At 69.8% G+C, this 13689-nt stretch carries 10 protein-coding genes and 1 pseudogene; 4 read left to right on the top strand and 7 right to left on the bottom strand.

Annotated features, from left to right (window positions below; translation table 11 throughout):
* Nucleotides 1-86 precede the first annotated feature (86 nt).
* Nucleotides 87-1331, bottom strand: coding sequence for a polysaccharide biosynthesis protein (locus tag K8O92_07620; protein UAK33793.1), 1245 nt, complete (start codon nt 1329-1331; stop codon nt 87-89).
* Between the two features lie 185 nt (nt 1332-1516).
* Between K8O92_07620 and K8O92_07625 the strand changes: the two are divergent.
* Nucleotides 1517-1969 (top strand): annotated as a pseudogene (locus K8O92_07625) (hypothetical protein).
* Nucleotides 1970-3679: 1710 nt separating this feature from the next.
* On the opposite strand, the gene K8O92_07630 reads toward K8O92_07625, so the two are convergent.
* A complete protein-coding gene (locus K8O92_07630; protein UAK33794.1) occupies nt 3680-4852 on the bottom strand; it encodes a glycosyltransferase family 4 protein in 1173 nt (390 codons plus the stop codon).
* 116 nt (nt 4853-4968) lie between these two features.
* Between K8O92_07630 and K8O92_07635 the strand changes: the two genes are divergently transcribed.
* A complete protein-coding gene (locus K8O92_07635; GenBank protein UAK33795.1) occupies nt 4969-5754 on the top strand; it encodes a class I SAM-dependent methyltransferase in 786 nt (261 codons plus the stop codon).
* On the opposite strand, the gene K8O92_07640 is transcribed toward K8O92_07635, so the two are convergent.
* Entirely contained in the window at nt 5751-6062 is a 312-nt protein-coding gene (locus tag K8O92_07640; protein UAK33796.1) for a hypothetical protein, read from the bottom strand. The two genes, K8O92_07635 and K8O92_07640, sit on opposite strands and share 4 nt — an antisense overlap.
* 210 nt (nt 6063-6272) lie before the next feature.
* Between K8O92_07640 and K8O92_07645 the strand changes: the two genes are divergently transcribed.
* A complete protein-coding gene (locus K8O92_07645; protein ID UAK33797.1) occupies nt 6273-7718 on the top strand; it encodes an aldehyde dehydrogenase in 1446 nt (481 codons plus the stop codon).
* Here K8O92_07645 and K8O92_07650 read toward each other — a convergent pair whose 3' ends face one another.
* Nucleotides 7719-7922 (bottom strand): hypothetical protein, encoded by a 204-nt coding sequence (locus K8O92_07650; GenBank protein ID UAK36116.1) that lies wholly within the window; start codon nt 7920-7922, stop codon nt 7719-7721.
* A 346-nt stretch (nt 7923-8268) separates the two neighbouring features.
* Complete coding sequence (locus tag K8O92_07655; protein UAK33798.1) at nt 8269-9219, bottom strand: helix-turn-helix domain-containing protein; 951 nt, start codon at nt 9217-9219, stop codon at nt 8269-8271.
* 114 nt (nt 9220-9333) lie between these two features.
* Here K8O92_07655 and K8O92_07660 point away from each other — a divergent pair, with 114 nt between their 5' ends.
* Complete coding sequence (locus K8O92_07660; protein UAK33799.1) at nt 9334-10086, top strand: phosphohydrolase; 753 nt, start codon at nt 9334-9336, stop codon at nt 10084-10086.
* A gap of 113 nt (nt 10087-10199) precedes the next feature.
* Here K8O92_07660 and K8O92_07665 read toward each other — a convergent pair whose 3' ends face one another.
* On the bottom strand, nt 10200-12032 hold the full coding sequence (locus K8O92_07665; GenBank protein UAK33800.1) for a phosphoenolpyruvate carboxykinase (GTP): 1833 nt from the start codon (nt 12030-12032) through the stop codon (nt 10200-10202).
* 218 nt (nt 12033-12250) lie between these two features.
* Nucleotides 12251-13684 carry a hypothetical protein gene (locus K8O92_07670; protein UAK35503.1) on the bottom strand — a complete coding sequence of 478 codons (1434 nt, stop codon included), beginning with the start codon at nt 13682-13684 and terminating at the stop codon, nt 12251-12253.
* Nucleotides 13685-13689: the final 5 nt, after the last annotated feature.

A 13689-nucleotide genomic window follows, 5' to 3' on the forward strand; every position in this document is an offset into this window, starting at 1 on the left:
TCGGGCATCACCAGACGGGGCGGAAGAATGCGCGGGCAGCGCCGTGATCGTCCGCGCTCGAAATGTCGACCGCGAACGATCTCCGGTCAGCCGACCGGGCGCAGCGGCTCCGGACGTGTGGTGTGATCGGCCGCGCGCAGGACGATGACGGCGACCACGAGGGTGGTGGTGGCCGCGACCGATACGGCCGTGATGATCAGCGCCGGTGTCGAGCGGGCCAGCGTGAGCATCAACGTGACTTCGACGACCAGGCCCAGCCAGGTGACCAGCGCGAGCGAAGTGCGGTCGACGGCGATGGCCGACAGCACCGCGCCTTGCAGCACGGCCAGCAGCGCGCCGTGCAGCGCGAACACCCACAGCAGATCCTGGATCGGGGCGTAGTCCTCGCCCGCCAGCAGCGGAGCGAGCGGCGCGGCGAGCACGGCGCCGAGCACCGCGATCAAGCCGATCCCGCTGAGCACCGCGAGCGCCGCCCGGATAGCGCCCGCCGAGTGCGTCGGCTGCGCCATCCGCGGATAGAGCACGACACCGACCGCTTGCGGCAACCAGAAGGCGATCTTGGTGGCGATGGTGCCGAGCGCGTAGCGGCTGGCGTCCACGTCGTCGAGCACCATCCGGACCACGATCAGGTCCGCCGACGACAGCGCCATCAGCGCCGCCTGCACCTGGGCGGCCCGCAGCACCGGCAACACGCCCGGGGCGGCGGCGACCGCGTCGGCTCTGACTCCGCCGGGGACGCGCGCGGACGCCACACCGGCGACGATCCTGGCGAGCAGAGCCGCCGCGGCGACCCCGCAGGCCGCCGCCCACAGCGCGAGCGTCGCGCCGCCGCCCAGCGCGAGGACGACCAGGGCGGGCGAAACCCGGGCGATCCCGGCGGCGCCGAGCACCATGCCCAAGGCGCGAAACCGCCTGCCGCCTTGCAGCACTCCCTGCTCGCCGGACAACAGCACCAGCGCAGGCGCCGCACCCAGCGCGGCCGCGGTGGCGGCCACCCCGACGTTCAACGCGACGGCGACCAGCGGCACCAGCACCGCGGCCACCGCGGCCACGATCACCGCGCACCGCCACTGGAGCCCCCGCAGCGCCGCCATTCCCGCCCCGCGCACGAGTTCCCGGGCGACCACGTTCTGCAACGCCAGCGCGGGCACCGCACACAGCAGCTGCACCGCGAGCAGACTCGCGAATTCGCTGTATCCGGTGACCCCGAGCCACCGCCCGGCCAGCAGCTGCAGCAGATACCCGGCGACGTTGGCGGTCATCGCACCCGCCGTCACCCACGTCAGATCCGCCACCACAGGAAACCGATGGACAGCAGACACGCCGCCCATCGTCCCACCCGCACACCCGGTCCCGCGTCCCGCCCCGCCGGACCACGCGACCTGCTCGCGGCGGACGCGACAGTTTCGGAGCGCGGTTCGGGCGCTCGCACACGGCAGGGCCGGTAACGCCAACGGCACGGCCCACGCGCGCTCGGCCCTGCGGCGGCGGTGATGGGGACGTACAGTGCTCAGGCGTGAGCGGGAGCGGTCGGGATCGAGCGGTGGCTGCGGTGTACAGCGCGGCCGGGGCTCTGCTCGTGACCGGGCCGTTGGCCGCGCCGGGGTATCTGCTGTTGCGGGACGCGGTGAGCACGCCGCGCAGCTATCCGACCGACTCGGCGCTCGGTCTCGGCGACGCGGCGCCGCGGGCGGTGCCGCAGGACGCGCTGCTCGCCGTGCTGTCGGCGTTCGTCGACGGTGGGGTGCTGGTGAAGGCGATCCTGATCGTCGCCCTGTGGGCCGCGGCGTACGGGGCGGCGACGCTCGCTCGCGTACTGCTGCGCGCGTCGCTCGGGCCACAACTGGTCGCCGCGACGGTGGCGCTGTGGAACCCGTACGTGGCCGAGCGCCTGCTACAGGGGCATTGGAGCCTGCTGGCCGGTTATGCCGCTCTGCCGTGGACAGCCCTGGCCGCCTACCGCCTCCGATCGACGGCCACCGCGAAGAAACGCGAGGGATTTCTGTCGCATCCACCGGCCCAGCCCGAGAACGACCTGGTAGCAGACCGCCCACCGCATGAAGCCGAGCACGTCGACAAAGCCCCGATCTCGGATACGACCGAGACCGGCGGGCAGACCGATGAAGCCCAACCGGTGGACGCACCGACAACCGGTTCGTCCGAACGCCTCGGCGCGGCCACAGCAGCCGACTCGACGGCACGTTTCCGCAACGGCGCGCGATCCGACGCGGCGCGCAGAGACCGGAGGAAACTGCCCATCGAGGCGGCGCAGCGCGGGAGTGCGCGAACGGCGACCGCCTGGGCGGCCCTGGCCGGATTCCTCGCCGCCGCGGGGCTCACACCGACCGGTGCGCTGTTGGCGGGCGCGACCGCGTTCGCCCTGGTCCATCGACGCCAACTGCCCGCTACGTTCGTCCTGTGGCTGGTCGGCTCGGCGCCATGGCTCGCCGCGACGGTGCTGTCGGGCGCGGGCAGTGAGCCGTCCGATCCCGCGGGCATCGCGGCCTTCGCCGCTCGTGCCGAACCCGGCCTCGGCACGCTCGGCAGCCTGGCCGGCCTCGGCGGGATCTGGAACTCCGAAGCGGTACCGGATTCGCGCGCCACGCCGCTGGCCACGATCGCGACGCTGCTGTTGCTGGTGATAGTCGCGCTGGGCGTGCGCTCCGTCGCCAAGGGCGGCGCCGACCCGGACAACCGCCATGTCCGCCGCGCGCTGCTCCTGCTCGCGGCGGTCGCGGTCCTGTTTCCCGCGCTCGGCGCGACGGCGTGGGGAATGCACGCACTGGAGTGGCTGGTCACCCACGTGCCCGGCGCGGGACTGCTGCGGGACACCCAGAAGTACGTGGCCCTCGCCATGCCCGCCTATGCCTTGTGCGCGGCGGCGGGATGCGCGGTGGCGGCCCGGCGCCTTTCGTCCGCACAGCGGTTCACGACAACAGATCGGCCTGCGGCGGCGCCTCCGGCCGTGACGTCCACGGTCGCGGCGGTATTCGTCGTCCTTCTCGTGTTGCCGTTCTACGACCTCGCGTGGGGCGTCGGCGGCGCCGTGCGGGCGGTGCACTATCCCGCCGGTTGGCAGCAGGTCGCCGAACGTATGGACGGCCCCGGCGACGTCGCGGTGCTGCCGGGCGGGATGTTCCGCAAGTTCCGCTACAGCGGACCGGCGCCCGTGCTCGACCCGGCGCCGCGCATGTTGCCCAACGACGTCCTGCAGACCGGTGAGCTTCCGGTGCGCGGGCGTACGGTGTCCGGCGAAGGTTCTCGCGCGCGAGAAACGGAAACACGTCTGCTCCACGGCGCCTCGGCTGCGGACTTGGCCGGCCTCGGAGTCGGCTGGGTCCTCGTCGAACGGACCACCCCCGGGCCGCTCGGCGCATCGGCGACGACTCTCGCCCAACTGGAGCGGATCTACGAGGACGCCGACCTGGCGCTGTATCGCGTGCCCGGTGTCATCGAGCGCGGTGGATCGACGACCGCGCAACGCTCCGTCACCGCCGCCGCCCATATGCTGTGGGCCGCGCTACTCGTCGCGGGCCCGCTGGTCGCTCTGAGTACGCGCGCCCGCGCCCGCGCCAGAACGCAGCGCTAGGACCGACCCGCACGCGACTGCCCGAGCAACGGCTCCCCGTGAGCACCGGCCTCCGCGACGAACACACCCGCGCTTCTCGGCGCGCTGGGTTCAGTCGACCGTCCGGGGCGCGATCAATCCGGTGACATGCTCACCGCGGGCAGCGGCGACCAGGACCTCGTACACGCCCTTTCCGGTTTGCTCCCAAGAGAATTCGCGAGCGCGGGCGCGGGCCTTCTCACCCATGACGGTGCGCGCTCCCGGATCGTCCAGCAGATCGCCGACGGCGTCGGCCAACTGGGCGACGTCGTCGACCAGGATGCCGGTGGCGCCGTCGACGATGGAATCGGTGAGCCCGCGCGAACTCCGGTATCCGACCGTCGGCACACCGTGCTGAGCGGCTTCGATCACCGCCAGGCCCCACCCTTCCTTCCGGGAAGGCAGCACGTGCACCCAGGCGCGGGCGAGCAGTTCGTGCTTGCGGCGCTCGTCCACGTGCCCGTGGAAGGTGACGGCGTCGGCGATGCCGAGTTCACGGGCGTTGTCACGCAGGTTGTCCGCCCACCAGCCGCCGCCGATCACGTCGAGACGCAGACCGGGAATACGGTCACGCAGCCGGGCCACGGCCGCGAGCGCGTCCTCGATCTGCTTGTGCGGCACCAGCCGGGACAACACCACGACAGTGGGTGCGGCAGTGCGGGTTTCCGCGGCGCCCGTCGGCGCGTCGATTGGAACCGGTTCGGCTCCGTTGCGGACCACCGCGATTCGCGCACGGTCCACACCGAGCGTGGCGAGTTCTTCCGCCGAGGGCAGCGAAACGGTCAGGTATTGGTTGCGCCGGTGCACGCGGGGCGACAGCCGCGACTCGATCCACCAGCCGATGCGACCGACCACCCGGCCCGCCACCGGCCACTGCTCGCGGTGTCCGTGGTGCACCAGCACCACCGACGGGGCCGTGGTGGCGGCGGCTGCGAAGAAGGGGATGCCGTTCTGGGTGTCGATCACCGCGTCGGGCCGCACGCCGCGCAACGAGCCGAGGCCGATTCTGGCGAGCAGGAGCGCGGCGAGCGCCCGCGGGTACACCGTGTAGCGTCCCCCCGCCCGGCTGATGTCGATGCCGTCGACACGTTCCCGCCGCGGCGCCCCGGGGTAGCGGGCGGTGCGCAGGGTGACTTTGACCCCGCGTGCCGCGAGCTGCGCGCCGACCTGCTCGAGGTACCGCTCGCTGCCGCCGCCCTGCGGGTGCCCGGTGTCACGCCAGCAGAGCAGGAGGACTTCGCGCACGGTGGAGCTTCTCTCGGTCAGTAGGTCCCGGTTGGGAACGTCGGATGTCGCGCTACACCCTAACCCGAGCACCCGCCCGAGAGGCCCACCATCGGGGTTGTGCGAGACTCGGCGCCGTGCTCAAAGCCGAAAAAACGCCGACGCGCGGCAGCTCGCCCCGGTTCGCCCGCCGGGCGACCCTGCGCCGGTCGCTGCGGCTGCTCGGTAGTTTCCGGTTCGAGCAGACCGACCCGGCGCTGTTCTACGGAGGTCTGGCGGCCGACACCGCGGCGATGATCGCCGACTTCTACGCCGACCTCACCGGCCGGTCGCTGGACGGCGCGACGATCCTCGACGTGGGCGGCGGACCGGGTTACTTCGCCGACGAGTTCGCCCACACGGGGGCCCGCTACATACCGGTGGAACCCGACCCGTCGGAGATGCACGCCGCCGGGCTCTCGGTGGCGGGCGCGGTGCGCGGGTCCGGGATGGCGCTGCCGTTCCGCGACGACGCGCTCGACATCTGTTTCTCGTCGAACGTCGCCGAGCACGTCTCGAAGCCGTGGGTGATGGCCGAGGAGATGGTGCGGGTGACCAGGCCCGGCGGGTTGATCGTGCTCTCCTACACGGTGTGGCACGGCCCGTTCGGCGGGCACGAGACCGGGCCGTGGCACTATCTCGGTGGCGAGTACGCCGCGCGCCGCTACCGGCGCAAGCACGGACGCGAACCCAAGAACAGGTTCGGCAGGTCGCTGTTCGCGGTGCGGGCCGCGGACGGATTGCGCTGGGCAGCAGGCACTCCGGCCGAGGTGCACACCGTCTTTCCGCGCTACCACCCCCACTGGGCGTGGTGGTTGGTCCGGGTACCCATGATGCGAGAGTTACTTGTGAGCAATCTGGTCGTTGTGGCAACTAAAAGTTAGCCGAGGTAAGGCTCCAGCCATCCTCGACGCCAGTGCCGCTTCCCGCACGGCGCGTGCACGGGCTCGCTCCACGGCGATTCCCGCATAGCCAACCCGACGGTCTCGAGCGTGGTCAGACCGACCATGTCGGCCAGCATCCCGACGGCGGCGACCGCCTCGGCTGCCTGCATAGCCGCAGTCGCCTGCTCGATCGTCAGGGTGCGGCCGGGTAGGAAGGAGACCACCCACCCACCGCTGCCGACACACTTAGCCTGATGCTCGGTTTGATCACTGGTCATCAGCGACCGGCCGATCACTTGCACCGCCATGACTCGGACTCCCCAGTTTGCGGTAACGGTTCGGTAATGGAGCAAGCCGATATGTCGCTACAGCATCCCCTTTCCAGCAACAGAACGCAATAGTGCGTTCTGCGAAAAGCGAACCGAGAGGTCGGGATTCACACCGGTCAGGGCCTCGCGATCGGCCAAAATTAGAACAGGTTACAGACAGAGGAGGGGGCAAAACTGTAACGTGTTCTCATGCATTACGACAGCTTGTTCATCGGCGGCCGCTGGACCGCTCCAGCCACCGCCGAGCGCATCCAGGTCATCTCGCCGGTCACGGTCGAGCCGGTGGGCAGCGTGCCCGCGGTGAGCCGGGCCGATGTGGACGCCGCGGTCGCCGCGGCCAGGCACGCCTTCGACCACGGCCCCTGGCCTGCCACGCCGCCGAAGGAGCGCGCCGCGGTGCTCACCCGCGTGGCCCGGCTGATCGAACAGCGCTCCGCCGATCTGCTCGCCGCGCTGACCGCCGAGGTCGGCGCACCGCAAATGATCGCGATGACGCTGAATCAGATCCCGGCGGTCGCCGCATTGGACGCCTACGCGGCTTTGGCCGAGTCCTTCCCCTGGCAGGAGACCCGGGTCGGCGGGTTCGGCACCACACGGGTCACCCGCGAGCCGCGCGGCGTCGTCGCGGCGGTCACCGCCTGGAACGTTCCACTGTTCCTCGCGGCCAACAAGCTCGCCCCCGCCCTGCTGGCCGGTTGCACCGTCGTACTGAAGCCGTCCCCGCTGACGCCGATCACGGCCAATATGCTCGCCGACATCTGCACCGAGGCCGGGCTGCCCGAAGGCGTGCTCTCGGTGCTGCCCGCCGAGCCCGACGCGGCCGAGTACCTCGTCTCCCATCCCGGTGTGGACAAGGTGACCTTCACCGGGAGCACTGCGGTCGGCCGCAAGATCGGCGCGATCGCCACCGGTCAGCTCAAGAGTGTCTCGCTCGAACTCGGTGGCAAGTCGGCGGCGATCCTGCTGCCGGACATGGACGTCGCGACAGGCATCCCGATGCTCGCGTTCTCCGGCCTGATGAACAGCGGTCAGGGCTGTGTCGCGCAGACCCGCATCCTCGTTCCGCGCAGCCGGTACGACGAAATACTCGACGCGCTGGTCGGACACGTGAAGACGATGAAGGTGGGCGACCCCAGCGATCCGAGCGTGCAACTGGGTCCGCTGATCTCCGAGCGACAGCGGGACCGGGTCGAGGGTTACATCGCCAAGGGAAAGGCGGAGGGCGCACGACTGGTGCTCGGGGGCGGCCGCCCGGAGGGCTTGGACCGCGGCTGGTTCATCGAGCCGACGATCTTCGCGGACGTGGACAACAAGTCGACCATCGCCCAGGAGGAGATCTTCGGGCCGGTGCTGTCGGTCATCCCGTACGAGACCGAGGACGAGGCCGTCGCCATCGCCAACGACTCGGTCTACGGCCTCGCCGGTTCGGTGTGGACGGCCGACGTCGAGCACGGCGCCGAGATCGCGGCGCGGGTGCGTACCGGCACCTACGCGATCAATTGGTATGCGTTCGACCCGACTTCGCCGTTCGGCGGCTACAAGGCCTCCGGGCTGGGACGCGAGAACGGCCCAGAGGGCTTGGATTCGTTCTGCGAGCAGAAGTCGCTGCTCATGCCGCTCGGCTGGACCGGATGATCAGTCGGGTGGCATGACCACCCGCAGGAGTGGGGCGCGGTTGCCGTAACGCGGGGGTGGGGCGTCGACGATCTCGACGCGCCACCCGGGGGGCAACACCGCGCGCAGCCGCTCCGCGACCCGGCGCAGCGGCGTGCTCGCGGTCGCCGAATCGAATTCGGCAACCATTGGGGCAAGGGACGTCGCCGTCTCCAGATCGGCCATGCTCCAACCACCTCTCGCGCGTCGATCTCGCCGTACGCCGCGGGCACCGCGGGTCCGACGTCGGAAGGGAAGTCGTTCAGTCGATCAGTTAACCGTCAGTAATCCGACTGTGTGATGCGGAAGGAAGAACACGCCAAGCATAAGTTACAACTACACGAAATCTCTTACCAAGATCATTACCCCATTCCATGCACTGGTAAACCCGTCGATCCGTGGAAATTTCGGGAATCCGCGCGCGACGGCACGACGCGACATGACACCGGCCACCGGACACCAACTGGTCGGATCGTTCGAAACGGTTCCCCGATAACGGCATTCGCCGAATCGTTCGGTTGCGTCGCCGCGCTCACCTGGCCAGTGATCGGCGGTACGCGGCCGGCGTGGCACCCGTGGCCGCGCGTAGGTGCACCCGCAGTGCGGTGACACTGCCGAAACCGGACTTCGCCGCAACGACTTCCACCGGCAAACGCGTGGTTTCCAGCAGTTCCCGGGCCCGAGCGGTGCGCTGCGCGTCCAGCCACCGCCGCGGCGTCGTGCCCACTTCCGCCTTGAACCGGCGGATGAAAGTGCGCTCGCTCATCAACGCGTGCGCGGCCAGCGCCGAAACGTCCACCGCTGCAGCGGGTTCGGCGATTGCCCAGGCCAGGGTGGCGGCGAGACCGCCGTCGACGGCTCGCACGCCCGGCCTGTCCGGAATGTACTGCGCCTGACCGCCCTCCCGGTGCGGAGCGGTGACGTTCCACCTGGCCAGCTCGGCCGCCGCGTGCGCGCCCAACTCCCTGCGGACCAGGTGCAGGCACAGGTCCAAGCCCGCCGACAGCCCAGCCGAGGTGAGTACGTCGCCGTCGTCGACATACAGCGCCGTCGGGTCCAGTTTCACCGCGGGATACAGCTGCGCGAACTCACCGCAGTAAGCCCAATGGGTGGTCGCGGGGCGTCCGTCCAGCAGACCCGCTTCGGCCAGGATGAACGCGCCGACGCAGATGCTCACCATGGTCGCGCCCTGTCTCGCGGCGTCGCGCAGTGCGTCCAGCGCCGCACGCGGCGTGGGCAGGGTGGGAATGCCGATCCCGGGCACGACGACGACGTCCGCCTCCGCGAGCGCCTCGAGCCCGTGCTCCACCCGCAGTTCGAAGCCGTTGGGCGTCCACACCGGACCCGGGCGCAACCCGCAGGTCCGCATCTCGAACCCGGACGGCTCGCCGGTCTTACCGGGACCGTGCCGGAACGCCTGGACGGCACACGCCAGGTCGAATGCCATGACGCCGTCCAGCGCCAGCGCCACGACCTGCTTCATCGCCTACCAGTTTGGCACGAATCCGAGTATTACTGTCAATCCCGCCACTCGTCGTGGATGTTGACACAGGCTTGACTTCAGTGCACACCGAGTTTCGAGGAAAAGGAGGGCAAAGTGGCCGGACCGACGGGCCTCGATTGGGCATGGGCCACCCGCACCGGTGGCGCGTTGTCGACCGAACAACGACTCAGGCTGGCGGTCGCGGCCGCCCGTTCGCTGCCCGCCATGGTGCCCAACCGGGTCCGGCTCGCGCTGGGCAGGCGGGGGCGCGGAAAGCTGGAGTTCGCCGGCCTACGGTTGCCCGACTCCAAGCTCGCCGTCGCGGCGGAGACGGAGGCGAGCGAGGCGCTTACTCCCCCCGTGCTCAATCACTCGCTGCGGACCTACTACTTCGGACGGGTCCTGGCCGATCTCGACGGCGCAGCCTATGACGACGAGCTGGTCTACGTCTCATGTCTGCTGCACGACCTGCAACTCGAACATCCCGCGCCGGGACGCTGTTTCGCGGTGACGGGCGGCGAACGGGCTGCCGCCCTCGCGCTCGATGCGGGCGCAGCCCAGGAACGCGCCACCGCTATCGGCGCGGCCATCGCCGCCCACGTCACACCCGGGGTCGCCGACGATCTCAGCGACCCCGGCGGGTTCGTCTCCGCGGGAGCGTCGGCGGACGTGCTCGGAACACGGCTGGCGGAGCTGGACGGGGATTGGGTCGACGAACTGCTGCGGCGTCATCCGCGACTGGGCTTCAAGCGGCACGTGGTCGCGGCGTTCCGAGCGGAAGCGAAAGCTGTGCCGAAGGGTCGGATCCATTGGCTCAACAGCGCGGGCTTCCTGGCCATGATCCGCCTGGCGCCGTTCACCGAATAACGCTGCGACTGTGACCGATTGCCGGACGAGGCAGGCAAATCCTCTGTCGCGCAGAACAAATCGCCCGCACCATCCTGCCGGATGGTGCGGGCGATGCTACTTTGGGTGGAGTGTCAGCCCAGACGCTGCTTGAGCGCCTCGAACTCGTCGCGCACGCCGGAAGGCAGCTTGTCACCGACGAACTCGAACCACTCTTCGATCAGCGGTATCTCCCTACGCCATTCCCCGGCGTCCACGGAAAGCGCCTCGTCGACATCCGCGGCGTCGACGTCCAGCCCGTCCAAGTCGAGATGCGCGGCGGTCGGCACGTTACCGATCGCGGTCGCCTCGGCATCGGCGGAACCCTCGATGCGGCCGATGATCCACTCGAGCACGCGGGAGTTCTCACCGAAGCCCGGCCACAGGAAGCGCCCGTCCTCGCCACGGCGGAACCAGTTGACGTAGAAGATCTTCGGGAGCTTGGCGGCGTCGGCGTTCTTGCCGACGTTGATCCAGTGCCCCAGGTAGTCGCCGACGTGGTAGCCCAGGAACGGCAGCATGGCCATCGGGTCGCGGCGCACGGTGCCGACCTTGCCCTCGGCGGCCGCGGTCTGCTCGGAGGACAGCGTCGCGCCCATGAACACGCCGTGCTGCCAGTCGAAGGACTCGGTGACCAGCGGGACGGTGGTCTTGCGGCGGCCACCGAAAAGGATCGCCGAGATCGGCACGCCCTGGGGGTCGTCCCACTCGGGCGCCAGGATCGGGCACTGCGCCATCGGCGTGCAGTAGCGGGAGTTGGGGTGAGCGGCCAGCGTCTCGGTCTCCCGCTGGTACCAGTCGTTGCCCTTCCAGTCGATCAGGTGATCGGGCTCGCCCTCCAAGCCCTCCCACCAGACGTCGTTGTTGTCGGTCAGCGCGACGTTGGTGTAGACGGTGTTGCCCGCCTCCAAAGTGGCCATGGCGTTCGGGTTCGAGCTGCGGTTGGTACCCGGCGCGACGCCGAAGAACCCGTACTCGGGGTTCACGGCATAGAGACGGCCGTCCTTGCCGAAGCGCATCCAGGCGATGTCGTCACCGAGGGTCTCCGCGCGCCAGCCCGGCACGGTCGGCTGGATCATGGCGAGGTTGGTCTTGCCGCAGGCGCTCGGGAACGCGGCGGCGATGTAGTACGCCTTGTTCTCGGGGGAGATCAGCTTGAGGATCAGCATGTGCTCGGCCAGCCAGCCCTCGTCGTGGGCCATCGCCGAGGCGATTCGCAGCGAGTAGCACTTCTTGCCCAGCAGCGCGTTGCCGCCGTAGCCGGAGCCGTAGCTCCAGATCTCGCGGTCCTCGGGGAAGTGGGTGATGTATTTGGTGTCGTTGCACGGCCACGGCACGTCGGCCTGGCCGTCGGCCAGCGGCGCGCCCACGGAGTGCAGCGCCTTCACGAACGGGCGGTCGGCGCCCAGCTTCTCCAGGGCGGCGGCGCCCATGCGGGTCATAACGCGCATCGACACCACGACGTACTCGGAGTCGGTGATCTCGACACCCAGCTTCGGATCCTCGGCGCCGAGCGGACCCATGCAGAACGGCACCACGTACATGGTGCGGCCCTTCATCGAGCCGCGGTAGAGCTCGGTCATCGTGGCACGCATCTGGGTCGGGTCGACCCAGTTGTTGGTCGGGCCGGCGTCGGCCTCGGACTTCGAACAGATGAATGTGCGGGATTCCACCCGGGCCACGTCGGAGGGGTCCGACAGGGCGAGGAAAGAGTTCGGCTTCTTCTTCTCGTCCAGCCGCTTGAACGTCCCCGCCGCGACGAGCTGGTCGGTCAGCCGCTCCCATTCCTCGTCGGAGCCGTCCGCCCACACCACTCGGTCCGGCTGGGTCAGTTCGGCGACTTCTTGTACCCAGGCGAGTAGTTCGCTGTGCTCGGTCGGCGCCTTGCCGTCGGATCCACGAAGACCAGGAATGGTCGCTGACGTCATGAAAACTCTCCTGAGATGGGCGACTACTCGCTGCTTCGCCGCCTGGCCCTAGGCCCATGACCAGCGCGAATGCACCGAGCGCCACCGTTGGCGGGAAGGCGCCCGCTCCGACCGGTCGAACGCGCACCCCAGGAGGGCGGCAGATCAGGACTTAGCGGACGCCTAAGTTCCTGAATAGAGGTTAACGCCATGTGACGACCGGTACGGTATCGGGTTCCTCACTGTGTACCCAATTGGTCGCTCGTTTCAACAGGCGAGATCCAGCGGTCGAGGATCCGGATGTCGCGCTCGCATGCGGCGAGTTGTCCCGGCTGCTCGGCCGCCAACCTGCGTAAATCGGCCTCCAGCCGGGCCACCCTGCGATCGGCCTCGATCATTCGCGCGGTGCTTGCTTGGACCACGTGGTCGGCCAGAACGGTCTCGGCTTCCACAAGCGCGGTCGCCACCCGCTGCTCTAGCTGCGCTTTTACATTGACCAGCGCGTCGGCCACCCATTGCCGGATGTGCGCTCGATCCGCCAGCTGGCCGCGAGCCCGCATCACCCACGCCGCCGCACCGCCGCCGAGCAGCAAAGTCACCGGCACGGTCGCCACGTCGAGGGCGGGTACGAGCGAGAACGGAGCAACCAGCAGGCGACCCAGCCCGACACCCGCCGACGCGCCGAGCGCGATCATAAGGTGATCTTCGACACCCCGATGGCGCGGATCCGGATCGGGGCCCACCCGCGGGGCCGGGTCACGCCGTCGCGGCGGCACACCCGCGTCCGCGCTCTCGACCCGGGCGCCCATTTCGGCGATCCGCAGATCGATGACGTGGTCGAGTTCACCGGTCAGTTCGGTGACGGCGTGTTGCAGCCGAGCGGGGTAGCCGGCGAGGTCGGCCGGGCGCAGCCGATCCAGTTCGGCGCGGGCGGCGGTGTGCAGCGCCCGGATTCTCGCGCCGATTTCGGTCATCAGGTCCACCCGCGCCAGGTGCAGCTGCCCGCGCAGGGCGGACATCGCCGTGGCTCGTCCGCCGTCGCGGCCGGCCAGTAGCACGGCACGTTGCTCACGCAGCCGCGCCACTTCGGCGCCCGAGCGCAAGGCGGCCACTTGCTCGACCACCCGGTGGCGCGTGTCGGCCAAGACTCTTCCGATGACCGCGTCCGACCGGCCCCCACCGGCGGCCGCCGCCGCGGTGAGCTGCGCGTGCAGGGCGCCGAGACCGGAGCGATCGAGCAATCCCGCGTCGCCCGCGGTTCGCGCGGCGGCCGCGAGCCGCGCCGAGACCGGCACGATGTCCAAGTCCGCGGCGCCTCGCTCGGCGAGCAGCTCCAGGTCACGCGCGCGTACCGCCTGCCAGTCCCGGTAGGCGTGGATGCCGTTCATGGCCAGCAGCAGGCGAGTGCCGTTCGCACGCAACCGGTCGATCACCCCCAGCATGTCCGCGCCGATGGTGGTGCCCGCGTCGAGCAGGATCAAAATGATCGCCGGTACGGCGGGCGAGGTGGTCTCCACCGCCGCGTTCCCGTCGGCGAGCGGCTCGGACAGCGTGACGCGCGGTTCGAACCGGGCCAGTTCGGTGCGCAACAAGGTCGTGTTGACATCGGGAGGACCGATCACAGTGACAACGCCCGCCTCGCCGGACCCGCGCACCGCGCGCAGCAGCGCCATACCCT

Source organism: Nocardia asteroides (assembly GCA_019930625.1).
GTDB lineage: Bacteria > Actinomycetota > Actinomycetes > Mycobacteriales > Mycobacteriaceae > Nocardia > Nocardia sputi.